We start from the raw sequence: 24,637 nt of genomic DNA on the forward strand, positions 1-24,637 counted from the left end.
TTCGAAAGGATAGATGATGACTTTGTTTCGTGGCCTGTCGGCGTTCCCCCTCACGCCAACCGACGCGGAAGGGCATGTCGATCCTGAGGCACTGGCTCGTTTTCTCGAGCGCATTCACCACGCGGGAGCAGACTCCATCGGGCTGCTCGGAAGCACGGGCGGCTATGCTTACCTCACGAGGGAGCAAAGGAAGCGTGCCGTCCAGGCTGCCGTGGAATGCATCGGCGGCAAAACGCCTCTTGTCGTGGGTGTGGGTGCATTGCGTACCGACGAAGCTCAAGCTCTAGCGCGCGATGCCAAATCCGCTGGCGCTGACGGCCTGCTCCTGGCACCGATATCCTACGTTCCCCTGAACGAGGACGAAGTCTTCCAGCACTTCGTCGCCGTGGCCGAGGCGGGGGAACTGCCTTTGTGCATATACAACAATCCAAGCACCACGCGCTTCACATTCAGCGACGCATCGATCGCCCGGCTGTCAGCGGTGTCCAACATCGTCGCCGTGAAAATGCCTCTGGCGGCGAATAGCGATCACGCGGGGGAACTGGCACGCTTGCGGCCGATGACGCCTGACACTTTCACAATCGGATACAGCGGCGATTGGGGCGCGGCCGATGCCCTGCTTGCCGGATGTGACACCTGGTACAGCGTTGCGGCAGGTCTGCTGGCGGTTCCGGCGCTTGCGCTGACGCGTGCAGCGCAGTCCGGCGACGCTGTGGAGGTCGCTCGGTTGAACCACGCTTTCGAGCCGCTCTGGACCTTGTTCAAACGCTACGGCAGCTTTCGCGTCATGTTCGTCATCGCCGACCTCCTCGGTCTGGCGCACGTCCAGCCACCCGCCCTGTTTTGCCGCTGCCGGAGGACGCTGGAGATGAGATTAGGCAGGCATTGGAGAAGCTCGAGGTCGCCGAGCACAGGGCATGCCCAGTGCAACTTCTAGACTAAGACTAGGCAGCCGGCGCGCGGGCATTCCGCGCGCAGTTCGAGATGGAAGTTTGGGCGGCGCAGAATTGGATCGCTGCTCAACACGGCCTTTTAACGGTTAGGCGATGAACAGGCGCAATCTGGTTCCACACTGCACTCTTATGCGACTTTGACCCGATGTTGGTCGTAAACTCCGCGCCATCTGCCTACGCTCTGCGACGAGGCTAGGAACGTCTCAATCCGGGCCGAAGGCGGACCGGCAGCTCCCGGCATCCAGAGGGCGATCGCAGACATTCACCCTGGTGGGATTGAAGTCTCCAACTGACCATCGCGCGAGCTTGGCCCGCCTCCCACCTGACGGTGATATCTTCCTGCTTGACATCGACTCTTCGTTCGGGAATCAGTGGTCAGACCACTGTAAGGCCAGCAGGGAGGAGAGGCGGCCGATGTCAACGATGCTTGCCGAGGGCGACGACCTGTCGGGCGCAGAGAAGGTGTTCAGCTTCTTCCGCGACGCGTTGCTGAACGGCACCCTGAAGCCGGGCGAGCGCTTGCTGGGCGAGCGTGAACTGTCGCTGAGCCTCAGCGTGTCTCGGCCGCTGCTGCGCGAGGCATTGCGTTCGCTCGCCATGCTCGGCTTCCTCGATATCCGCCATGGCAAGGGCGCCTACGTCCGCCAGGCCGACATCAACGTCCTCTCGGATTTCTTCACCTTCAGCCTCGCTCAGCAGCCCGACATCCTCGACGACGTGATGCAGGCACGCATTGCGATCGAGTGCCAGGCGATCCGGCTTGCCTGCGAGCGCGCGACGGAAAGCGATCTGAAGCGCATCGGCTCGAAGCTCACCCGGCTGATGGACACGTTGCACGATCCGATCGAGGGCGGCGCAGCCGACTTCGCTTTCCACCAGGCGATCGTCGAGGCCGGGCACAGCGAGGCACTGACAACACTCTACGGCGCGATCGGCGAATTGCTGCGCCGCAGCCATGTCCAGCGGCGCGAAGTGACCGTCTCAGAGCCCGGCATCGTGGACTATCTCGTGGAAGCGCACCGCGAAGTGTTTCTATCGATTGTCGGTCGCGATCCGGACGCGGCCGACCGCAAGCTCCGCGACCATTTCGCCATCGGCGACGAATTCCGTCGCCGCAGCCTCATCTCGGCCTTCGCCCGGAGGCCGCAGACCTAAGCAACAGGGATGAAAATCAAGGGAGGATTTCCGACATGCTGCACAGGACCATCATCAACGCACTGACAGGCGCGGCCGTCGCGCTCGTCATGACGGGCGCAGCGCTCTCCGCCGAGCTGCGCTACGCGCATGTGGGTGCCGAGGGCGACATCCAGACGATCTACGCCGCCGAGGCCGCGAAAGGCATCGCCGCAGCCACGAACAACGAAGTGACCGTGACGGTCTATCCGGCGAGCCAGCTCGGCGGCGTCGCCGAGATGGTCGACGGCGTCAAGATGGGCTCGATTTCGATGGGCCACCACGACTTCGCCTCGCTCGCACGCCTCGTGCCTGAGGTCGCGGTGTTCAACGCGCCCTTCATCTACCGCGACGGCGCGCATGCACTTGCCGCGACCGACCCGGCGACCTCGCCGGCGCTGCAGGCGCTCAACGAGAAGCTCGTCGCACAGGGTGTGCGCATCATCGGCCGCATCTACCGCGGCGACCGCCAGATTTCGTCCAACTTCCCGGTCAAGACGCCGGCCGATCTCGCCGGCAAGCCGTTCCGCGCCGTCCCGCTCGAGCTGTGGGTCTCGATGGTCAAAGGGTTCGGCGCTATCCCGACTCCGGTCGAGGTCGCGGAACTGCCGACCGCCCTGATGACCGGCGTGGTGGTCGGGCAAGAGAACCCGCTGACCATGATCGCCTCGAACAACCTCAACGAAGTGCAGTCACATATCTCGATGACCGGCCACATGCGTGCCGTCCTCGCCGTGTTCGTCAATGAGGAGGTCTGGCAGGGCCTGACTGAGGCGCAGCGCGCCTCGATTACCAAAGTGCTCGACGACGAGGCAAAGAAGTCGCTGCAGATGGCCCAGGATGGCGAGGCCAAGCTCGTCGAAGAGCTGAAGGGACGCGGCATGACCATCATCACCGAGGCCGACGGGCTGGACATTGCCGCATTCCGCGACGGCGTCAACAAGCAGATCGCGCAGGACTTCCCGAACTTCACACCGCTTATCGAGCAGATCCAGGCGGTCAAGTGATCGATGACGGCCGGGGCTCGCGCCCTGGCCAACCCATTTGGGGAAATTGTCGCCGCCAGCGCCGGTTCGCCGGCCGGAAGGGAGGACGCGATGCGCATCGCCGAACGCATTCTTACAGCTTTCGTCGTCATTATCATGGCCGGCCTCGTGCTCGTGCCGACCGCGCAGGTGATCATGCGTGGGGTCTTCGTGCTGCCTTTCATCGGAGCCGAGGAGTTCACGCGCTTCCTGCTCATCTGCCTGGTCTTCGGCGCCTATCCACTGGTGGTGCAGAACGGCGAGAACATCGTCATGGGCGAATTCAAAGCCGCGATGCCGGCGCGCCTGCGCGGGATCGTCAACTGGTCGATCTCGATCGGCGCCATCGCCGCGACCGGCTTCCTCGCCTATGTCACGGCAACCAATATTTCGAGGAACCTGGCCAACGCGACGCCGACGCTCGGCATCCCGTTCTGGATCTTCCTGAGCGCGACCTTGTTCGGCTTCGCCGGCGCAGCTCTCGTCCACCTCCTCCACCTGCGCAAGCCGCCGCAGGCCGACACCAACATCGCGGTCTGACATGGGTTTTGCGGTCGTCATCGCCTTCCTGGCGCTCTTCATGCTCGGCTTTCCGGTGGTCTATGCCATCCTCCTGCCGTCCATTGCCTACGTAATCATCGAAGGCCTTCCCCTCGGCCTCCTTGCGCAGCGCGTCACCTACGCGCTCGATTCCTTCCCGCTGGTTGCGGTTCCGCTGTTCATCTTCGTCGGCAATTTGATGAACCTGTCGGGGATCACCGACCGCATCTTCCGATTTGCCTACACGCTGGTCGGCCGCATGCCGGGCGGGCTGGCGCAGGTGAACGTTTTCGGCAGCTTGGTCTTCTCCGGTATGTCGGGCGCCGCGCTCGCCGATATCGGAGGACTCGGACGCATCGAGATCGACGCGATGAAGAAGCGCGGATTCGACGCCTCCTTCGCAGGCGCCGTCACCGGCGCCTCGGCGACGCTAGGGCCGATCTTCCCGCCGTCCATTCCCCTGATCGTCTACGGCTCGGTGACGAGCGTCTCGATCGTGCAGCTCCTGGTCGCGGGTATCGTGCCCGCCATACTGTGCACTGCGCTCCTGATGCTGACGGTGCTCGTGGTGGCGACAATCCACAAGCATCCGCGGGCCGACCGCTGGCCGACGCTGTGGGAAATAGGACGCGACTTCCTCCCGGCGCTGCCCGCGGTCGTGGCGCCCGCCCTGATGATTGCCGGCATGACAGCCGGCGCCTTCACGCCGACCGAGGCGGCGGCCATCACCACCGTCTACGTCATCCTCATCAGCGCCTTGCTCTACCGGGAGTTGACCCTCGATCATCTGTGGAACTCGGCCGTGCTCACCGCGCGCAGTTCCTCGGCGATCCTGATCATTGTGGCGGCAGCGGCCCTCTTTGGCTGGATCCTCGCGGTCGAGCAAGTGCCGCAGAGCTTCGCGGCCGCACTGCTTGGCCTCTCACGCGATCCGGTAATGCTACTCGTCATCGCGAATCTCATCTTCTTTGTGGCGGGCATGTTCCTGGATTCCACGACGGCTACACTGCTGCTGGTGCCGATCATCGCGCCGCCGCTGGTGCTGGCAGGCGTCGACCCGGTTCAGCTCGGCATCGTCACGATCTTCAATCTGATGCTCGGCCTGCTTACGCCGCCGATGGGCCTGTCGCTTTTTCTGGTAGCCGACATCGCCAAGGTCTCGATCCGGCAACTGCTCAAGGCGCTGCTGCCGTTCTACATCCCGCTACTGACCACGCTTGCGATCCTGACCTTCGCGAAGGATCTCACCTTGTGGCTGCCCCGCATGATCGCTCAGTAACCCCTGGAGAATTCTGAAGATGCGCATCGTCATCGGTTCCGACCACGCCGGCTTCCCGCTCAAGGCGACAATCATCGAGCACATCAAGTCGCTGGGACACGAGGTGCACGACGCCGGGTCTTACGATCCCAATCCGGTGGACTTTCCGGACATCGCGAAGACGGTGACGTCATCGATAATCGCGGGCAAGGCGGAGCGCGGCCTGATGGTGTGCGGCACGGGAGTCGGCGCTTCAATCGCGGCCAACAAGGTGAAGGGCATCCGTGCGGCGGTCTGCCACGACGTGCATTCGGCCCACCAATCGGTCGAGCACGACGACGTCAACGTCATGTGCATCGGCGCGCAGATCATCGGTGCCTGGCTCGCCAAGGACCTGGTTACCGCGTACCTACAGGCCGAGTTTTCCACTGACGAGGATTTCCGCCGCCGAGTGCGCAAGCTCGCCGAAATGGACGGCGAGCGGTAGTTTCGAGAGAAGAAGGCAGTATCGGGCCGGAAGCGACCGTCCGCAAGCAGGACGAAATTATCAGGAAGCGGCCATTCCGCTGACGACCCCAACTCGGTTATCCGCGGATGGCGTGACGCTTCCTCGAAGCCGCCATTCGTCCTTGACCTCGGCCCTAGCCGCCGGTCACTCCCGTCTTCTCGTAGACTGCTTCGCCCAACTCGGTGTCAATCTTCGCAAGGGATCGCGCGACGGCCCGCCAACTCTTGGCCCGCAAGTAACCGCTGTGCATGAAAGCCGACTGGATCGCCACCATCTTAGCGAACCGCTCCGGCAGCCAGAGTCCAGTAGGTAACTGGCCGCTGACGTCCCATATAGCCGCTCCACTCACGCCATATAGTTCGGGCGTTACTGCCTCGCCTTTCCATAGCAGATGTGCGCTCCGAGCGTATGTATAGAAAAGATCGAGTCCCTCGTGGACGGGCGGGAGCGCCTCCGCAGGCACTTCGCCCATGCGCTCTGTCAGAAGGGTCAAGGGTTCCGCTACCAGCCTCTCCCCTTTGAAGGAAACGCGGGACACGGGATAGCCGACCACCCATACGCTATTCGTCGATGCTGATACGTCCACATTATCGAGCGTGAGAAAGTTCCAGTTAGCCTTGATGCCCTCAATCGACTCCGAATTAGTGATCTCGACTACCGCGACATCAATATCGTCATTGTTTGTCTTGCTGTGTACGAGGTCCAGGACGCGCGTGTAACTATCGCTGTCCAAACCATCCGGTACAGCTATGTGCTCTAGCTGGGCTGCATCCTCGAATAGGTGCTGCGCAGTGACAATGAAGTACCTGTTGTTAATTCTGAGAAGCGTACCTGTCCCGACGGGAAAGGGCTTGCCTTCCTCACCCTCCACCAAGATTGGAACGGTGGACCTGAGGATAAATTTCTGGACGGCTTCCAGGCGATGCTTTGTCTCGTCATCCATCTACAAGCTTTTTTCAGGGTCATTGGTAAGCGGTGGCACAACCGGCGACTATCGAAGGATTGATCGAACGCAGGCCAACCCGAGGACCGGCTATTGGTAGTGACCTGGTATGTTATTGCTGTCCTTGAGGCAACGGCCGCAGATGTAAATGCCTATGAATGTCTGCATTCCACTCTCGGCTGCCGATGGGCGGACGGTATGCAAATCCACCAGGTGACGCCGTTTATAGCCGTTCCAGTTTTGCGCCGAAAGCCGTCGCGCAGCTTTCAGGCGGCCGACAGGGGAAAGTCGACACGCCTGCGTGCCGCGTCGAGATGCCGTGATGTGGCTGAAAACTGTTCGGCGGCTGCGTCGATCTGAGACAGCGTGCGTCGGTACGTCTAGCTGCGGCCTACGACCCGCAATAAATGTTGAACAGCTCGCGAAAGAAGCGGTCGCAGGCGGGTTCGAGGGGATTGCGTTGCACTGATGCTCGGAGGCTAATGAGACGCTCGCCTTCCACCCGGCTATGGCCACGCCCATAGCTGCGGGTCCACTTATCGCCCCAGACTTCGCCGACGACGGACACGGTCTGTGCATCGATCGCCAGATCAAGCTGCGAATAGCACCACAGCTGACCCCACACGTTCGGCCATAGGTTCGTCGGGATATCCATCTTGGTGTACTTGATCTCGACGATCACCACCTTTGACAACTGGGCGTTGTAATACATTAAATCAGGCGACACCCGCAGCGGGATGCCGCCGACGCGCAGGTGACCGACCTCGAGATAGGCCGGTGGCTGATCAGGGTGCTGCTGTATTCCGTTATGGACCAGCGCCCGGTTCGAATAGATCCCACACAGGAACTTGTTGTCGTTGCACAAGGCTGCCCGTCGCCGTCGCTCCAGAACCTCCTGCTCGATTTCCTTGCCGCGTTCGCGATCCTCGTCATGCCCGTACGCACTACTGTAGAGCGAATAATCCAGGCGGCGAAGCCTGACGCTGTCGCCTGCGGCTCCTGCGGTGGCTTTCGTCGCGCTCGAGCCAAGAATTCCGACGGCACGAGCTTAAAGGGTGACGGGGCCACCAGCCCTCTTTGTTTGGGGAGAAATCGGTGGCCAACGCTGACCCAGCGTTCAGGATCGGCGACGTCCATCGAACTAAAGAGCGTGAGCAGTCGGTCTTCGGCTGCCTGCCGATTGGTCTTGTTCGCGCCCCGCGTATAGTCGGGCCAGAAGGCAATACTCTTCATTGCAGGCAGTTGCTCGGCGTCCGAGCCTGTCGCCTCGTTATCTTCCAAGGGTGTCATGACGAAACACTAGCTTGCATCATCGTGTCGTGAAATCCCATCTTATGACAGAATGCCATGACTTGACTGCATCGCCCGCAGCCACAACTTCCCGCGTAGAGAGTCTGCCGTAGCGCCGATGCGCCGGCACGAACATTGTCTACCCTTATCTGCCCTATGGCTTTTCTCGCCTTGGCGAGGGATTCCTTTGCGCGCTGTGGTGTCTTATATGCATCGGAGCCTGCCGGGCAGTCATCAAGTTTGACATGCCCTGGCGCATTGTCGCTGCCCCGGTCCACCCAATGGGTGGAGAGTTCAACATTGTTCTCCTTTGCCACATCCATAAGCTTGCTCAGAAACACCAGGTCGTGGGTAAAGACGATGACTTGCCTGACTTTTGCTTCGCGCGCGAGACGTTCCGCGATCTTTCGCTTGCGCCTGTGATCGAGCGATGTGACGGGATCATCAAGGATGATCCCTGCCGAAGATGGGTTCAAATTTACTTCTGTCAGAAAGTCGGCAAGGGCTACTGCCCGCTGCTCGCCTTCGCTCAAAATCTCGTTCGGTTTGTGACCGCCCTGCATTTGCAGGCCGCGCATAGTCTTGCCAGCACTACCTCTGGCTTTGAACTCGATGGGCAGAACGGCGTCTAGGTCACTACACTCTTGCTTGAGCCGGTCCTTGTAATTTCCCTCTATCAGCGTCTGGAAAAGGTCTTTTTGCTTTTCGGTGACAAAGCGTGTGGTCAGCGACCTTTTGGTTGTCGCTGCCTTATCGATCCATTCCTGGCTGTCTACATAGGCGCATACATCCTCGATGTTCTGCGACAGAACCTGCCGATGGCGCAGTAGGATATGCTCTGCCTGCCGGACTGACAGCGCCGCATCGACAGAATTCCCATTTAGGTGATTGATCTCGTCATCCAGCGTCTGCCGGCAGGCGTCGATAGCGGCGCCCGGGGCTGCGATATTACCTTCCGGCAAGGACTCACTACGGCGCTCAAGGTAGGCGACAATCTGGTCACGGCGCGCGGCAAGCTGAGCTGCGAATTCATCGATGGTGCGGACAAGCGCGGGTACGACCTTCACGAGATCGGCGCGCATCCGCCCCTCTGCAGGCAGGAGCAAAAGGTCCAATTTCTTCAAGCGTTCGACCGTCGCGTCGAGTGCGGCGTTGGCTTTCTCGGCCGCTACACGCGCTTCGTCGTCAAAGAAGCTCCAGAAGCGTTTTATGAGCGACGCAGCCGGCTCGTCCAGGGGCCTATGGCATAGCAGGCAAGGGTCACCAGTTTGCGGATAGGATTCCTTCTCTTCCCTTCCCAACTGCCGTGCCGATTTTGCGAAGGTCTCCCATGTGTTGCTGCCGGTCTTTTTGAGATCAGCGCTGCCTACACCATCCAGAGATGCGGCCATCGCGGCGGCGATCTTTAATTTCAGTGCATCGACCTGCTCTTCGTAAGCATTACAGGCATCATCGTCCAACTCGTGCGGCAGTCCCGCCGCCCTCTTCTTCAGGTCATCGATGTCTTTCTTCGCATCCTCGCGCTGCTTGATGAGGTCGGCAGGCGATTTAGATTTCAGCTCAGCAATCTGGGAGTCGATCTCAGCAAGGCGCTGTGCCTCCGTCTCACCGTAAACAGCGAGCTTGCGCAGCGCCGCTGCATCGGTGTCCTTCGACAGATTACTGATGTCGGTCTTGATCGCGCTCTCGCCGATGAAGATGTTGACGAACTTGTTTTCGGACCGGCGCTTAGCGATATCGTCATCAAGACGCTTAGAGATGGCCTCTATGACGCGGACCACTTCATCGAAAACGTCGAACCCTGCGGGCTGAAAACCCAATGGGGTTTCCTGGGCAAGGTGGACGGTGGCTATAGCTGAGTCGAAAACGCTGACCCGGCGCAGGACCGGATGCTCTGTCCCGTGCGTGGCCGAAAGAGTCTCATCCTGCCCCTGTCCGCGCCTGATCATGATATCGGCGCTGGCCGGAATCACTTCGGCCTTCGTGTCGTAGACGTTGGGGTGAATCTTCTGACGTGACCGGCTGAAACAGGCGGCGGACAATATCCTGGCAAATCCGCTTTTGCCTGCGCCGTTGTGCCCGTAGATGATGGTCAAGCCGTTGCCGAAGTGCAGCTCGGCAGTACCGGGGATTGCGTTTACGCTGACAGGGTTTTTGATCCCGGCGATGATAAGTGGACTCGAGTCTGTGCTGTCGGGTCGACCGGTAATGGAATCGGGAATAGCGGGAAGCGGCGCTGTATCAGTGCTGAGCAACGCACCTCTCAGATAGATCGTGTAGGCTTCGCCGATCCGCTCATCTGAAAGCTTGCCGTCCCGCACTGCATAGGAAACCATGAATTTTTGCCAACCGGGAAGTGATTTTCCCCAACCGTCCAGCGCCTCCCAAATACTGACCGTCTTAGCGAGCGGGCGCGAAATGGCAGCCTCCCGCATCGGGCTCAATCCTTTTCGTTAGCGCAAACAGGCGAGGCAGATACCGGTTCGCAGAAATTGCCACATAGAAACAGAGCATAATTCAATCACGCTTCTGGAGAGATCCGAGGGCATAGCTGAGTAAGTTCCGCTATTGGTCGGCTATTCTCCCACCGCCCTGCGGTAAGCGCGTTCGAAGCGCTCCTGAGTCACGCTTCGAAATCGGCCCAGTTCAAAGTGCTGCGCCATGCGACGGACGGTTTCATCACGATCTCCGCCATCCTTGGCGAAGCGCAGCGCAAGCGAGGCAAGTTCGCATAGCGGAACGTCGACGTGTGTGCGTTCGTCCGAGATACACTCGCGAAATGGCACAATTACAGTGGTGTCGGTACCCAGCGGCCAAATGAGGCGTCTGCCATCGTCCTCTACCACCTGAACGATGCGCCCGATCGCGTTCTGAATCGTTTCGCGGATATTGCCGCCGGCCCGCGCAAACCCGTGCGCGCGCGCTAACCGCTGAAACAGCAGGTCCTCGTAGATCGGCGCTTCGACAGACAAGATATGACTCGTCATCGCGCGCAATTGCGAGCGGTATGCCGGATCATAGAATTTCGACGCGTCGCTCGAAAATCCGGCCGTTAATAGATTGGTCTGACGATAGAGTCGTTTCGCTCCCGCCTGGGGATCGGCCTGGCTCGCGACTGTGACTGCGTCGGCATAGCTTGTAACATGCGCGCTCGACCCGTTCGGCGGGGAACCCTGCACGACTAGTGCAGTGTTCATAGAGACGCTAATGATTTCTTCGACCGCGAGATCGTCCATTTTCTGAGTATCTGGTCTGACCAGCTTCGACTCCGGGGCATTGTCCGTGTCAGGCGCCGGCTCGGCCACCATCGCATCTGCCTCAGGTCGCGATAGCAGGATTTTTTCAGCCTCTTTGGCGGCAGCTTCGGCCGCCTTGGTCGAGGACGCCCGGCTTGAGGCGAGGTCGGCCTCCAGAGCTGAGTGAAGCGTTTCCGTCGCGACCTCGAAGTTCATCCACCAATCTGTGCTCCACACCCTGTGTATTCGCCATCCGAGCCCGCGCAGTATCTGTTCCCGCAACCGATCCCGGTCCCGCGCCGTCGCCGAGCGGTGATAGGTCGCACCATCGCATTCAACGCCGGCGAGATATCGTCCGGGGGCATCCGGATCAACGATGCCTAGATCGACACGAAAATTGGAAACTCCAACTTGAGGATGGACAGTCCAGCCACGCGTTTCGAGGGCGGCTTTAACAGCATCCTCGAATGGCGATTCGGTGTCCTGCCCTGTTGGCGAGAATGCTTCGGCGATTGCGCGCGTGCCACGTTCTGCAAACTCCAGGAAGTGCTTGAATTCTCGAACGCCGCGTGCCGCTGTCCGTGACAGATCGATCTGCTCGGGGCGAAGTGTCGCGAACACGACCATTTCCTGGCGGGCGCGCGTGATCGCAACATTCAGGCGGCGATGCCCGCCCTCTTTATTGAGCGAACTTACCGTCGAAACCGTCCGCCCAGTCTGATCTGGTCCAACTGCGACGGAGAAGAAAATTATATCGCGCTCGTCTCCCTGGACGTTTTCCAGGTTCTTTACGAAGACCGGTTCCTGTGATCGAGCGGCATCGAAGAACCGTTCGATTTCCGGATAGCTGCGACGTTCCTGATCGAGCATGTTTTCGATCAGTCGCATTTGCTCGCTATTGAAAGTGACGACACCGATCGATAGGCCCTGACCGACAAAGTAAGGATCGCGAAGCCGCGAGACGAGTTCGGCCACGACAACACGCGCCTCCTCGCGGTTGACCCTTCCAGTGCCGCGCTCGTAAATCCCGTTCGGGACATGAACGTAGCGCACAGCCTGATCCTGCGTGACAGGGGAGGGAAAGGTGACGAGCCGCCCCTTGTAATATGCATTGTTGGAGAAGGCGATCAGGCTTTCGTGGCGGCTGCGATAATGCCAATCGAGACGCTGGGCCGGAATATTGGAAGCAAGAGACTCGTCCAGAATGCTCTCCTGATCCTCGACATCGGTCCCATCCTCTATTTCGTCGACGCTGCGTTCCCCAACGTTGGTGGGCGGCAATTGCTCTGGATCGCCGACGATGATGACTTGGTTGCCACGCGCGATTGCACCGATGGCGTCCCAGACAGGTATCTGTGAAGCCTCATCGAAAATGACCACATCGAACGGCTTAGAATCGGGCGGCAGGTACTGCGCGATGGAAAGCGGGCTCATCATCACGCAAGGCGTCAGCTGAGTCAGTATGGTCGGTATGTTGCCGAAAAGCTGCCGTAACGGTTGATGCTTGGCCCGCTTTTGCAGTTCGCGCGCAAGCGTGCCCCACTCGGGATCGGAACCAAACGCGGTCGGCCCAGGGATGGTGCCGGCAAGTCTTGAGCGGACGATCCGCTTCGACAGTTCTGCCACCCTCTCATCGGCAGCACGGAAACGGGCAATGGCATCTTCCTGCCGTGCCGCAAGGAATGTCCGCAGCAGCGGATCTTCCGCAACAAGGAAATTGCTCCACCAACGGGCATATGACGCTTCAAAAGCCGCTTCGATCTCTGATGGCCGGATTGACCCATCGGCGATAGAGGCCACAAGGGATAACAGCCCCGCAGTTTGGGCTCGATCTGCCGTATTTGACCAAGCAGACCAAGTTTGCGCCAATCCCAAGCCTGTCGCCCAACGTTCGAGGGTCGCGATGCTTAGAGTTTCCAACGAATTGTCTAGAAGAGACGACGCGTTCGGAACGTGACCGACAAGGCTTCCAAGATCGCCTTTTGCGCCTTCAACCGTCAAAAGTGATTGCTCCGCCTCAGCCGAAGCGATGGCTACTTCGCCACCTGACCGGAACGCCTCGCGACGCTCGACGCGCATTCGGATCGCATCTTCCTGAAGTTGCTTGGTAGTCAGTCCAACGACCGCGGCGGTCGTCGGTAGTAGCTGAGTAAACTGCTTCGCCCAGTCGAGAAATATGCCTAAGCTGCGGAGTTCCATGTCAATGCTGGTATCGATACCCTCGAACACGGATAAGTGGGGTACGAGATCGCTCGCGGCTTTGACGGTTTCCTTCATTTCGATAAGGCAAACGAGATCCTGTCCGATCTCTGTAGGAAGATTGGCAGTGGCGTAGGGTTGCAGAAGCGCCCGTACTCGCCGTTCTTTGCCTCCGCGTGTTAGGAAATTTGCGACCTTGGCGTCAGTCCAGTCCGACAAAATCTGTTTTAGATCCTGATCGAATACCGAGGGTCGATAGACAACCGTCAACTGGTCCCTTTGCTTCGACAGTTTGGCCTGCAGTTTACTAAGTTCGACAATGGCGGACTTGACTGTTACGGCCTGTTCACCCACGAACAGCTGGCCATTACCCGCAGCGTCCGCACTCATCAATTTGCCAAAGGCAATCAGTTGGCGGGTAGCTTCGGTGTCCATCGATGGCGCAAAGCCAAGAGCGCCGGCAAGAGCCTTTGCCTTTTTCTCAAAGTCCTGAATTGCGCCAACAGACGATTTGATCGTCTTTTCCACTTTAGCGGGCCAGAAAGGGTCCCATGCAAAGGTTCCCATACCTCGCAGCGGATGCGATGCAACGTCGCCCACAATTGCTGCATCGATCTTCAACTCCCGGCATATTTCGCGCATTGCCTGAATCTGTTGAGTAGTATGCTCGGTCGACGGCCACTCGAATTTCATTCCGACGAAACGCGCGCGATCCGCAGCCACCCGCCCGAGGGCTTGAAATGCTGTCATCCCGTTGGCGCGGCGCCTGTGAAGGACGGAAACGAGTGAATTCAATTCATCACGTAGTTTGGCGAGCCCGTCAGCGGCTGCAGTCCAATCTGCTGCCGTGGGTGATTGGCGCTCATGCCAAGCTTGCTTCAGCTGTCCGAGCACCGCCGACTTTTGTGCCTTGGTGGAATGAACTTCGAGGCAGTATTCGCCAAGGCCTATGTCGCGCAGACGCCTTTGCACGACTTCCAAAGCGGCAGTCTTCTGGGACACGAACAGGACCGTCTTTCCGAGCGCCAGGCACTGCGAGATGATGTTCGCGATAGTCTGGCTCTTTCCCGTCCCAGGCGGGCCGAACAAGACGTAGTCCTTGCCCGACGATGCGGCTAGGACCGCAGCCAACTGCGATGAATCCGCCGAGAGTGGGGCAAAAATATCCGCGGGATGATAGTCTTGGTCGATTTTATCGGGCGCCGGAAATGGCGCACCGTCGCCATACTGTTCCTTAGGCGTGTCGATCAGGTGCCGGACAACCGGATTTCGCTTCAGGAGTTCGGTCCGCTCCACCAAATCGCGCCACATCAAAAACTTCGTGAACGAGAAGGTCGACAGTACCACTTCCGGGCTGACTTCCCAGCCTCGCAAATCCTTCACATGCGTACGGACAATTCGCAAGATCTTAGAAACGTCAATCCCGGACTGATCGGAAGGAAGTTCGCCGTCCAATTCTGGAATGCTGAGTTTGAAATCCTGCCTCAGCATCTGAAGCAGCGTCGGATTGAAGCGTACGTCCTCATCATGCAACGCAAGGCGGAAACCGGATCGAACGCTCGACCGTTGCAACGAAACGGGCACAAGGAGTAGCGGTGCACGATAAACAGGTCCCTTGTCTTTCTGGGTCCACTTCAGAAAGCCCATTGCCAGAAACAGTATATTTGAACCGCCCTCTTCAAAGGCTGTGCGGGTCAGCCGAAAGAGGTCAAGCAGACGGTTGTCGAGTTCCGTCTGGCTGCTTATCGTGTGAAGCTCGGCACGCTCCAGTGCCTGTAGAAGATAGCTTTCCCGACCATCCTCATGATGGCGTTCGCGAAACAACTCGGAGTTGCGGGCGTCCCCCACTCCGAGAACGTCCGAACGGGCCATCAGCTTAAAATTCTTGCCTTCAGCGAGCATGTCTTCAAGCCGAGCGGGCTCAGGACATTCGATCAGAACGCCTTTTCTCGTATCTTTGAAATTGAGTAGTTTATTTCGCAAGGAAAGATCGAGAAGCTTGCGCTTCCATTTTTCTAGCCGGTCAATCGGCTCCTCTTTCGCAGCATGAGAAACGGTCTCTCCTATAAACGTCGGAGGCGCTTCGATCTCAAGATCAATCGGATGTGTTTCGTCAGTCGGCTTTAACGTGGAGAACGCGCCCTCCCCCAGGTCGAGTGGCCTGATATGGCGAACACGAGCACGACGAATATCGATTGCGACCTCGAAAGTAGCCGCTCCCTCCTCAACCTGGATGCTGGCTTGTTTTACTGCGGCCGAGAACGATCCAGGCGGATTGTGCGTCAGCAGCGTTGTCTCGATGAGAATCAGGTCCTCGAGATCGCGACGTTTCCTCAGAACTTGGACATCGTCCACCGCGACTGTGGAAAAGTCATCCTGTTTGAGCCAGAGACCAACAAACGCATGCCCTTGCGTGAGGACCACCAGCGGGTTCAGTCCTGCCTGCTCAAGGCAGGCCGCGTACATAAGTGCAGTGTCCAGGCAAGTTCCGGTTCGTCGTTCCAGAATATCGCTCGGACTCCTTACCTTTTGGCCAGATCTCTCGAAACTGGAAGGAGGTAGAACATAAGTGAGCCCATGCCTCGCGATAGCGGACCAAATCGCGCTTGCAAGTTCCCAGCTTCGCTCTTTCGTGCCGGCTTTGTATCCGTCTATAGCCGCATCTTTGCCTGACGCACTCAGTTTCGACGCTGCATCATGCAACACGACGTCAATCGCGGGATCGTTTGGACGCACAAACGCAGCCAGCAATTCGGGCGCTGCACCTGTTCCGCCCCAATGTGATGGTGGATGGAGGTGAATATCGGATTGCTGTCTGGCGAGAACTTCCTTGCCTTCCCAGACAGAAAGCACAAGCGACCCGAGCAACCCCTCTCGTAATTGACGCAAGAAACCAGCATCGAGTTTCAGATCAACAGACGATATTCGACGAGAAGAATTGTTGCCTATTCCATCGATGCGGATGACAAGTGGAGCAGCAAATGCGGGCTCACTTTCAATCCGCAATTCAATTTCGGAAACATCTTTGCCAAGGTCGTTTCGAAGCTCGATCTCGTTGACGAGCGCTATTTCGTTCTGATGGAACGCGACGCTTAGATGGTTTGCGATCGACGCCGAAACCGAAAAAACTGAATCCATACACATTAGCCCCCCAACCCGAAACACTATTGGGTCCAGGAAGCGATGTCGATAGACTGACGTGGTGCCTAGAAATTTCTCCTGTGTACGAGCTCAGCGGCGCAGGCTAATCTTTCAGATACCCAAGGCCTTACCTACTGACGTCGCGATATGTCAATGGGACGGAAAACGGCGAAAGCTAGTCGCCGTTTGCCACGATCCCTGTTGGCACGCTTTCCAGATCACATATCGACTGCGGAAACGCTGTCCTCAATTGCCTCGAACATCTTGTCCAGCCTCTCCAGGCTGATCCCGTCCACCCTGAACTCCTATGATCCCGCGCAGCTCGGCCGGCCCCGCCGGCGACCGTTCCACAAAGCGCCTCCCTTCCCACCTCAAACCAGGTTCGCGACCATAGCAGCTTGCGTGCACCACCGGAAATTTACCAATGTCCCTGCTATGTATGGCTGCATCATTGTTTCGGAGGACCGGCCGGGAATGACTGACGACATGATCGAACAATTCATCGACGAATGGCGCCACACCGGAGGGTCCGAGCTCGCCAATACACAGAGCTTCGTAAATGGCTTGTGTGCTTTCCTGGAAGTGTTACCGCCGAATGGAAGCCGGGCCGACGATGTGCAGAACGACTATGTGTTCGAGCGGCGAGTCTTCCAGGACAACGGCGACGGAACGACCAGCTTCGGGCGGATCGACTGCTACAAGCGAGGCTGTTTCGTCCTAGAGGCTAAGCAAGGTTCCGAGGGCGACCGCGCGGCCGCAGAACGCAACGAGCTGGACCTGGATCTCTTCGGGCAAACCGCTGCCGTGCGCGTAAAGCGCGGAACAGCTATGCGAGGCACCCCCGGCTGGGTCAAGGCCATGACGCAAGCGAAGGGCCAGGCCGAACGTTACGCGAAAGCTCTGCCCGTCGATCATGGCTGGCCCCCGTTCCTGCTGGTCTGCGACGTCGGCTATTGCATCGAGGTCTACGCAGACTTCACCTGCACCGGGAAGGCTTACACGCAGTTTCCGAACCGCAGTAGCTACCGCGTCATGCTGGACGACCTTAGCGACCCGGCCGTTCGCAAGCGGCTGGCGGCGATGTGGACTGCGCCGCTCAGCCTGGATCCGTCCAAGGAAGCCCTTAAGGTCACGCGTCAGATCGGCGATCTGCTTGCGACGCTGGCGCGCCGCCTGGAAGACCGCGGCCATGAGGCGTCGAAGACGTCCGCATTCCTCATGCGGCTGCTGTTCACGATGTTCGCTGAGGATACGAACCTAATCCCGAAGGACTCCTTCAAAGGCCTGTTGAAGCGCCAAAGGGGAAGGCCGGAGCTGCTGCAGGACCAACTCGCTGAACTTTGGTCGAAGATGGATACCAGCGGCTTCGTGGGAGCGCTCGGCGCCGCTGGTGAGCGAGTGCGCCAGTTCAACGGCTATCTGTTCAAAGACCACGAAGCCCTGCCGCTAGACGCGGAAGAGCTGGAGGTGCTGATCAGAGCTGCGGAGGCGAAGTGGACCCAAGTCGAGCCCGCAATCTTTGGAACGCTGCTGGAGCGGGCGCTGAATCCTAAGGAGCGGGCGAAGCTCGGCGCGCACTTCACGCCGCCCGCTTCCGTAGAGCGCCTGGTCGTCCCTACTATTATGGACCCACTTCGGAACGAGTGGGCCGGCGTCAAGACAGCGGTCGTCGGCCTGCTCGACCAGGACCGGCGGAGCGAAGCGGCTAAGATCGTGCAGGCGTTCCACCGAAAGCTTGCGAAGACCCTCGTGCTGGATCCCGCATGTGGGACCGGCAACTTCCTGTACGTAGCAATGGCGAAAATGAAGGAGCTCGAAGCTGAGGTAATCGAGATGGCCGTGGCGCTTGGCGGGTACCAAGACGTCCTGGAAATCACCGGCCGGACGATCACGCCTGAGAATTTCCTCGGCATCGAGGTGAACCCACGAGCTGCAGCCATCGCCCAGCTGGTCCTATGGATTGGTTACCTGCAATGGCATTTCCGCACTGCCGGGGCCGAAAAGATGCCTCCCGAGCCGATCCTGCGCGACGTTCAGACGATCGAGACGAGAGACGCGGTGATCGATTGGGACAGCAAGGCCCTGGCAACGGACGAGCAAGGCGCGCCGATCACGGTTTGGGACGGCGTCACTGTCAAGCCCCACGGCACAACCGGCGAATTCGTCCCTGACGAAATGGGGCGTGTCGAAACCTACCACTATGTTCGACCTCGGGCGACGAAATGGCCTCGAGCGGACTTCATCGTGGGCAACCCACCGTTCATCGGTAACAAGAAGATGCGAAAACGACTCGGTACTGGCTACACGAGCGCGGTCCGTTCTGCCTATCCGGCGCTGTCCCAGGAAATTGACTTCGTCATGTACTGGTGGGATCACGCCGCCGAGCTGGTGGCGTCGGGGCGTGTGCGTCGGGCGGGGCTGATCACCACCAAGACCATCGCTCAGGCGAGCAACCGGCCGGTTCTGCGTGGCCGGATAAATGATCGCAAGCATCCGGTGCACTTGGTTTTCGCAATCCCGAACCATCCGTGGTACGACACGGAAACGACGGCGGCCGTGCGGATCGCAATGACCGTGATCGCCAAGGGAGCAGCCGAGGGCACGCTGGCCTGCGTGCAAAACGAGCGCCGCGTCCGCCGCGAATCGGTGTTCGACCTGATGGAGTCGCGCGGCGCGATCCAGATCGATCTCTCGATCGGCGCGGCGATCGCGGCTGCAGCTCCGCTCGCGAGCAACGCCAAGCTCTCTTGGATGGGCATGAAGATGTCCGGAGATGGCTTTCGGATCGACGCCTCGACTCGTGCCCGCTTTGAGAGCGAGAGTTTCCCCACCGAACGCATGCCTCGCATCGTCGCTGGTTCAGACATCACGGACCCGCCCAGTTGCTTCTTTGCGATCGATTGTTTTGGGCTATCGGAAGCTCAACTACGCGACCGCTATCCCGGCGTGTACCAACACCTGTTTGACCGCGTGAAGCCGGAGCGCGATCAGAACGATCGCCCCGCCTATCGGGAAAAGTGGTGGCTGTTCGCAGAGCCGCGCCCGCACCTGAGGAGGTCAATTGCCGGCCTCAGCCGGTTCATTGTCACGTCCGAGACCTCCAAGCATCGGATTTTCCGGTTCCTGCAGGCGCACGGGGCCATCGTCGACGGCTCGGTGATCGCGGTCGCGTCGGACGACGCTTTCGTCCTCGGCGTGCTGTCGTCTCGGATTCATCGCACATGGGCCGAGCGCGCTGGTGGACGTCAGGGCGCCGGCAATGATCCGCGTTACCAGAACGAGGTCTGTTTCGAGCCTTTCCCATTCCCGATCATCGAGGATGACGGACTCAAGGCTCGGATCAGCGGGGCGGCAGAGATAATGGATCGACTGCATTGCGGCCTGCTGGCCGACCACCCGGACCTGACGCTCACGGACGCGCACAACGTGATCCACACGCTGCGGGCAGGAGGTCCGCTGAACGCCAAGGAACGAGCGGTGTACGAGCGCGCGCATCTGAGGGTGCTCCAGCAATACCTCGACGAAATCGATCGAGCCGTCTGCGACGCGTACGGGTTGGCACCCAACGCGAGCGACGAAGCCATCCTCGAGTTCTTGGTCGCCCTCAATTCCGATCGCGCGATAGAGGAGGCGAAGGGCGTCGTTCGCTACATCCGGCCGGAGTTCCAGGTCAGCGCGGCCACAGTCGAGCGACCGCGCCGGCTGGAGCTGGAAACCCGGGACGCCGCTGAGGTGCGGGCGGCGCTGCAGTGGCCCGATACGTTGCCTGAGCAGGTCGTCTCGATCGGGAGCGTGCTCTCGGATGCGGGCAAGCCGCTCACCGCCGCCGATGTGGCGCGAGCCTTCGCCGGCAAACGGGCATCGACCGTGCTACCGGTCCTGGACGCACTCGCGGCCATAGGCCAAGCGCGTCGATTGGATGACGGCCGATACGCGGCTTAGCTTAGCCGCTATTTCGGGCCAGCTTGCAGGGATTGCCGCTCCGTTGAGACTTCGTGTTGAAGAGGAATTTGCCCCCGAGGCGCGTAGCGTCAAGAGAGGTCAGGCTCTTTAGAGTAAACCCCATGCCCGGTATCGCCCCCTGCCCGTCACCTCCCGGATGCCGAGCTCGGCGACGAGGTCGAGCGCCGCGCGCTGGCTGATTTTCAGCTCGGCCGCAATCAGACCGGCCGACACCACCGGCCGCGCCATTACCAACTCGATCAACCTCGGCAGGCTCGAGCTTTTGCGCCGGCTGCTGAGCCGGCGCTCCATCTGGCTTTTGGCCAGCGCCAGGCGATCGAGTTCCTTGAGCCCGGCCGCGGCGGCCTCCGCAAAAGCGTCGAGCGCGGCCAGCAGCCGGGTCGTTCGGGCCGGGGCTTTGCGCCGTTCCCTGGCAATCAGGCGCAGCCCCGAATTAAGAGCAAAAAGATGCGAGCCGACCTTGCCGCGCTCCCTGAGCAGCGCGGCCACCAGCAACGTGCCGAGCCAATGTTGGTGCTGCAGCGGTTCGATGTCTTGCCAGGCCCCCCAGGCGATCGCCGCAGCCAGCACGGCAGGCATGTTTTCGCCGCGGAGCCGGTCGACGGCGGCGAGCCATTCGGCCAACCGCTGGTCCTCGTCCCAGTCGAGATCGCGGATCAGCGGCCCGAGACTGTCCGGCAAGGCCTCCCGCGCGTTTGCCCCCTGCCCTGCCGTGTCGACCTCCGGACGGTCCGCCAGGCGCGGCGCGAACTTTTCGCCCGCCAGCAGCCGGCTGGAGCGGGCCAGCACGGCGTCGATCTCCGCCAGTTCTTCGGCAAGAGCATCCTCCTGGTCGGTGTCTTCGGAAAGGCTTTCGTCGGCGTCGTCTTCTGGCCAAGCGGCCGCCGTTGCGGCATCGGGTTCGGAGCTGACCTGTCCCGGAGTCGCCCCGTCGCCGCCCTGCCCTTCACGGCCGCGCAACGCCAAAACGCCAACGCGAGAAAGCGCCCAGTCGGGCGGGTGCAAAAGAATGCGGCGGCGGACGCGCAGCACGGCATGCGCCCGGGTGAGCTCGTGGGTCGGGGTGCGGATGTCCATATGGGCGTCGTGCAGGACGAGGTCTTCAAGGTGGACGAGCTCGCCGTCGAGCCACAGCGCCGCGGCCGCGTCGGCAAAGTGCTGGCGTTGGATAAAGCCGTCTCCGACCGGGCTTTTGTGCACGCGCTCGTCGAGGCGGGCCAACAGGTCTGTGGACAAAGTCAGCAGGAGTGCTCAGTCTTTCAATGTGGCTTGATGCTGACCAATGATGACACTGGTCAGTCGCCTACGGACGGCAGCGCATCTTGATCGCCTTCGAATCCTGGGCCTTTGCGCGCATGCGGACCTAACCGGGCCAGAACAAGAGCTGCTCAAAATCGTACGCGGCCAACAAGAACAGACAGCGAACATCGCCTTAGATGAAATACGAATAACGGCCCTTTATAATAGTCCACCTATGAGCGCATGGGAAAGTAATCGCAATGGAGACCCAACCCATGACCAATCCCGAGCACCCCGCCAATCCGTTTTCCCTTCCCGACAACCTGCCACCCCCGGTGGACGATGGCGAGGCCGATCATCTGGCCGGCATGCAAATGCCAAGCGTGACGCTCCGCACGACCTTCGGCGAACTGGTGGACTTGTCCGCCTTGCCGGGTCGCGTCGTCGTCTATGCCTATCCGATGACCGGGGTTCCCGGCGTCGAATTGCCGCCGGGTTGGAACGACATTCCCGGTGCGCGCGGATGCACGCCGCAAACCCTGTCGTTTCAGGCCGAAAAGGATGTGTTCGCCGCCTTCGGCGTCACGATCTACGGATTGAGCACGCAAACCCCAGAATATCAGAAAGAGCTGTCCGATCGGCTCGGCCTGGCCTTCCCGATCCTGAGCGATGCCGAGTTCAAGCTGACTGACGCGCTGCGCCTGCCAACCATGACCGTGGAAGGCATGCGGCTGATCAAGCGGCTGACCCTCGTCATCAAGGACGGGGTGATTGAACACGTCTTCTATCCGGTGTTCCCGCCGAACAGGTCGGCGGCCGAAGTCGTCGCTTGGCTGCAAGAAAACACCGCTCCGGCGCAAAGGTCGGGCGTGCTGATCTACACCACCCCGGACTGTCCCCACTGCAAGGCCGCGAAGGCGCTCCTGACCGAAGCGCGTTGCGTTCATCGAGGTTGACGTTGAGCGCGATCCGGAAGCGGCGAACGTCATGGTCGCCCGCAGCGGCGGCCGCCGGACGGTCCCGCAGATTTTCATTGGCTCAACCCATGTGGGCGGGGGCGACGAACTGCAAGAACTCGACCGGGCCGGTCGCCTGGACGAACCTCTCGCCGCACGGACGAATTAATAGGGCAGGCAATCGTTCCTCTGGCCCTCGCATATCGCGCTCCTCACGCGAACACCAGGATATCGATCGTGGACGTATCGCCTCTCCATTCCCTGCTCATGGCCTATGCAGCTTACATCCTGGGCGCCTTGAGCCCAGGCCCAGTAATATGGCGATCATGAGCACGGCGATGAGCCGCGGCCGTACGGCAGCGTTCGCACTTGCCGCCGGGGTGATCACCATCTCCTGGACCTGGGCGACACTCGCATCGACAGGGCTGGCCGCATTGCTTCTGACCTATCCTCAAACGCTGACCGCCATCCAGATCGTCGGCGGTTCCTACCTCATCTATCTTGCGGTGATTGCATTGCGGGCGGCCCTCCAGGGGAAGGACCTGGCGAAGCTGGCCGAAACTCAACCCTCCCGCGCGGAGTTCAGGATGGTCTATCGTCGGGGCGTGCTGATCCATGTGGCAAACCCCAAGCCGTCATGGCCTGGGTCGCTACAATCTCTCTCGGGCTTCAGCCGGATATGCCCTTCGTCATCCTGCTCGGATGTGCGGTGTTGTCTGTCATCATATTCAGCGGATCCGCGATCGTTTTCTCCTTTCCGGTCATGTCGAGGCTCTACGCCAACGCGCAACGTTGGATTGACGGTGGACTGGCGCTGTTTTTCGCAGGCGCCGGTCTCACCTTGGTTCAACGCGCAATCACGGAAGCCGGCGGCTATCTGGCCACCGGGCGGTGAAGGGGGCAGATCACAATGGGCACGAACAATCCGCCGCTTTCGCCCGAGGACGTCGAACGCTTCGGGCCTGATCCCCTTACCAGCTTCCGCACCAATCTGGCGTCGGTTGAAGAGCGCATCACGCTTGCTTGCGCACGGGCCGGGCGCGACCGTGCCTCCGTGCGGTTGCTGCCGATCACCAAGACGGTGCCGGCCCATATCCTGCGATATGCCTTCGACGTCGGCATCAGCACCTTCGGCGAGAACAAGATCCAGGAGGCAATGACAAAGTGCGAGGCGCTTCACGATCTCGCCATCGACTGGAGCATCGTCGGACATCTGCAGACCAACAAGGCCAAATATCTGACCCGCTTCGCGCGTGAGTTTCATGCGCTCGACAGCCTGCGGCTCGCCGACCTTCTGAACACGAGGCTGGAGCGCGAAGATCGCTTCCTCGACGTCTATGTGCAGGTCAACACGTCTGGCGAGGGCAGCAAGTTCGGCCTCCATCCGAACGCGCTGCTGCCCTTCGTGGAGGCCCTCGATCAGGTTCCCCGTCTCCGGCCATGCGGGTTGATGACACTTGCGCTGTTTTCCTCCGACATGGCCAAGGTGCGGCCTTGCTTCATTCTGCTGCGCCGACTGCGGGACAAAGCCGTGAAGCACAACGCCGCGCTCACCGGGCTCTCCATGGGTATGACCGGAGACTTCGAGGAAGCCATCGAGGAAGGCGCCACTGTCGTGCGCGTCGGTCAGGCCATCTTCGGCAAGCGGCCGACTCCTGACGGCCACTACTGGCCGGGTTTCGCCCCCACCGATCGAGGAATTGAACCATGATTTTTCGCAAACGGCCTGTCTGCTTTTCCGATCACCCCCGCCGATCGTTCCGGCCGGGTCGACATTTACGCGCTACGGAAACTGGTCAGCCGGCTGATCGCGGCTGAGGTCGATTCCATTGGCCTGCTCGGCAGCACCGGCATTTATATGTATCTGACTCGCGACGAACGACGCCGCGCTATCGAAGCTGCGGTGGAGGAAGCCTCGGGTCATATCCCGGTCGTCGCGGGTACGCTTCTGTGTTGCATGCTTCGTTTTGTCTCCGCTCGCCGACTCGCGGCTTTCCCGGAAGCGGGAGGGAAGCGGGGTAGGCGGCGAGTTGGGACGGAAGGGCCGCCGTCCAGGCGGACCGCATCCGAAGGACCGGAACGAAGAGAAGGACCCGAAGCGAGAGCGAAGGGTTGCGGGAAATGCCGCGGCGGGCTTAGAAGGGAGTGCCGCCTACCGTCATCGAAGAGGCAGGCAGAGGCGGGGCGCCATGTCCTTAATTCTCGTTTTGCGA

The 24,637-nt window shown here is 60.2% G+C and carries 13 protein-coding genes and 4 pseudogenes; 12 read left to right on the forward strand and 5 right to left on the reverse strand.

What is annotated here, in order from left to right; all coding sequences use genetic code 11:
* Window positions 1-16 precede the first annotated feature (16 nt).
* The 6 genes and pseudogenes from AC0NIE_RS34570 (at window position 17) to rpiB (ending at window position 5,436) form a co-directional block, all read left to right on the forward strand.
* Window positions 17-942, forward strand: a pseudogene (locus tag AC0NIE_RS34570) (dihydrodipicolinate synthase family protein).
* Between the two features lie 425 nt (window positions 943-1,367).
* Window positions 1,368-2,108: a FadR/GntR family transcriptional regulator gene (locus AC0NIE_RS34575; protein ID WP_473488854.1), complete on the forward strand. Its 741-nt coding sequence runs from the start codon at window positions 1,368-1,370 to the stop codon at window positions 2,106-2,108.
* A 35-nt stretch (window positions 2,109-2,143) separates the two neighbouring features.
* Window positions 2,144-3,133 carry a TRAP transporter substrate-binding protein gene (locus AC0NIE_RS34580; protein ID WP_236377372.1) on the forward strand — a complete coding sequence of 330 codons (990 nt, stop codon included), beginning with the start codon at window positions 2,144-2,146 and terminating at the stop codon, window positions 3,131-3,133.
* 90 nt (window positions 3,134-3,223) lie between these two features.
* Window positions 3,224-3,691: a TRAP transporter small permease gene (locus tag AC0NIE_RS34585; protein ID WP_473488855.1), complete on the forward strand. Its 468-nt coding sequence runs from the start codon at window positions 3,224-3,226 to the stop codon at window positions 3,689-3,691.
* A 1-nt stretch (window position 3,692) separates the two neighbouring features.
* Window positions 3,693-4,970, forward strand: a complete 1,278-nt coding sequence (locus AC0NIE_RS34590) for a TRAP transporter large permease (RefSeq protein ID WP_473488856.1) — start codon at window positions 3,693-3,695, stop codon at window positions 4,968-4,970.
* A 19-nt stretch (window positions 4,971-4,989) separates the two neighbouring features.
* Window positions 4,990-5,436 carry a ribose 5-phosphate isomerase B gene (gene rpiB, locus AC0NIE_RS34595; protein ID WP_473488857.1) on the forward strand — a complete coding sequence of 149 codons (447 nt, stop codon included), beginning with the start codon at window positions 4,990-4,992 and terminating at the stop codon, window positions 5,434-5,436.
* Between the two features lie 154 nt (window positions 5,437-5,590).
* Here the strand turns inward: rpiB and AC0NIE_RS34600 are convergent, their stop codons facing one another.
* The 4 genes from AC0NIE_RS34600 to AC0NIE_RS34615 all read right to left on the reverse strand — a co-directional run bounded on the left by AC0NIE_RS34600 (window position 5,591) and on the right by AC0NIE_RS34615 (window position 16,263).
* Entirely contained in the window at window positions 5,591-6,400 is an 810-nt protein-coding gene (locus AC0NIE_RS34600) for a serine protease family protein (RefSeq protein WP_473488858.1), read from the reverse strand.
* Window positions 6,401-6,791: 391 nt separating this feature from the next.
* Window positions 6,792-7,265, reverse strand: a complete 474-nt coding sequence (locus AC0NIE_RS34605; RefSeq protein ID WP_473488859.1) for a hypothetical protein — start codon at window positions 7,263-7,265, stop codon at window positions 6,792-6,794.
* A gap of 421 nt (window positions 7,266-7,686) precedes the next feature.
* Entirely contained in the window at window positions 7,687-10,125 is a 2,439-nt protein-coding gene (locus AC0NIE_RS34610; RefSeq protein WP_473488860.1) for an AAA family ATPase, read from the reverse strand.
* A 141-nt stretch (window positions 10,126-10,266) separates the two neighbouring features.
* Complete coding sequence (locus AC0NIE_RS34615) at window positions 10,267-16,263, reverse strand: DUF3320 domain-containing protein (protein ID WP_473488861.1); 5,997 nt, start codon at window positions 16,261-16,263, stop codon at window positions 10,267-10,269.
* 477 nt (window positions 16,264-16,740) lie between these two features.
* On the opposite strand from AC0NIE_RS34615, the gene AC0NIE_RS34620 reads away from it, so the two are divergent.
* A complete protein-coding gene (locus AC0NIE_RS34620; protein WP_473488862.1) occupies window positions 16,741-20,208 on the forward strand; it encodes a class I SAM-dependent DNA methyltransferase in 3,468 nt (1,155 codons plus the stop codon).
* 108 nt (window positions 20,209-20,316) lie between these two features.
* Here AC0NIE_RS34620 and AC0NIE_RS34625 read toward each other — a convergent pair whose 3' ends face one another.
* Window positions 20,317-21,450 (reverse strand): RHE_PE00001 family protein, encoded by a 1,134-nt coding sequence (locus AC0NIE_RS34625; protein ID WP_473488863.1) that lies wholly within the window; start codon window positions 21,448-21,450, stop codon window positions 20,317-20,319.
* 392 nt (window positions 21,451-21,842) lie between these two features.
* Here AC0NIE_RS34625 and grxC point away from each other — a divergent pair.
* The 5 genes and pseudogenes from grxC to AC0NIE_RS34650 form a co-directional block, all read left to right on the forward strand.
* Window positions 21,843-22,593: pseudogene (gene grxC, locus AC0NIE_RS34630) on the forward strand (glutaredoxin 3).
* Between the two features lie 169 nt (window positions 22,594-22,762).
* Window positions 22,763-22,996 (forward strand): annotated as a pseudogene (locus tag AC0NIE_RS34635) (LysE family transporter); the annotation flags it as partial.
* Window positions 22,997-23,061: 65 nt separating this feature from the next.
* Entirely contained in the window at window positions 23,062-23,319 is a 258-nt protein-coding gene (locus AC0NIE_RS34640; protein WP_474047348.1) for a hypothetical protein, read from the forward strand.
* Window positions 23,320-23,334: 15 nt separating this feature from the next.
* Window positions 23,335-24,135, forward strand: a complete 801-nt coding sequence (locus tag AC0NIE_RS34645; RefSeq protein WP_473482624.1) for a YggS family pyridoxal phosphate-dependent enzyme — start codon at window positions 23,335-23,337, stop codon at window positions 24,133-24,135.
* Between the two features lie 15 nt (window positions 24,136-24,150).
* Window positions 24,151-24,435, forward strand: a pseudogene (locus tag AC0NIE_RS34650) (dihydrodipicolinate synthase family protein); the annotation flags it as partial.
* Window positions 24,436-24,637: the final 202 nt, after the last annotated feature.

It is taken from the genome of Mesorhizobium sp. WSM4842, from assembly GCF_055901575.1.

Excerpts from the sequence above, each read along its gene's own strand:
- AC0NIE_RS34575 (WP_473488854.1), top strand. The coding sequence starts at position 1,368 with ATGTCAACGATGCTTGCCGAGGGCGACGACCTGTCGGGCGCAGAGAAG.
- AC0NIE_RS34580 (WP_236377372.1), top strand. The coding sequence starts at position 2,144 with ATGCTGCACAGGACCATCATCAACGCACTGACAGGCGCGGCCGTCGCG.
- AC0NIE_RS34585 (WP_473488855.1), top strand. The coding sequence starts at position 3,224 with ATGCGCATCGCCGAACGCATTCTTACAGCTTTCGTCGTCATTATCATG.
- AC0NIE_RS34590 (WP_473488856.1), top strand. The coding sequence starts at position 3,693 with ATGGGTTTTGCGGTCGTCATCGCCTTCCTGGCGCTCTTCATGCTCGGC.
- rpiB (WP_473488857.1), top strand. The coding sequence starts at position 4,990 with ATGCGCATCGTCATCGGTTCCGACCACGCCGGCTTCCCGCTCAAGGCG.
- AC0NIE_RS34600 (WP_473488858.1), bottom strand. The coding sequence starts at position 6,400 with ATGGATGACGAGACAAAGCATCGCCTGGAAGCCGTCCAGAAATTTATC.
- AC0NIE_RS34610 (WP_473488860.1), bottom strand. The coding sequence starts at position 10,125 with ATGCGGGAGGCTGCCATTTCGCGCCCGCTCGCTAAGACGGTCAGTATT.
- AC0NIE_RS34615 (WP_473488861.1), bottom strand. The coding sequence starts at position 16,263 with ATGGATTCAGTTTTTTCGGTTTCGGCGTCGATCGCAAACCATCTAAGC.
- AC0NIE_RS34620 (WP_473488862.1), top strand. The coding sequence starts at position 16,741 with ATGACTGACGACATGATCGAACAATTCATCGACGAATGGCGCCACACC.
- AC0NIE_RS34640 (WP_474047348.1), top strand. The coding sequence starts at position 23,062 with ATGGCCTGGGTCGCTACAATCTCTCTCGGGCTTCAGCCGGATATGCCC.
- AC0NIE_RS34645 (WP_473482624.1), top strand. The coding sequence starts at position 23,335 with ATGGGCACGAACAATCCGCCGCTTTCGCCCGAGGACGTCGAACGCTTC.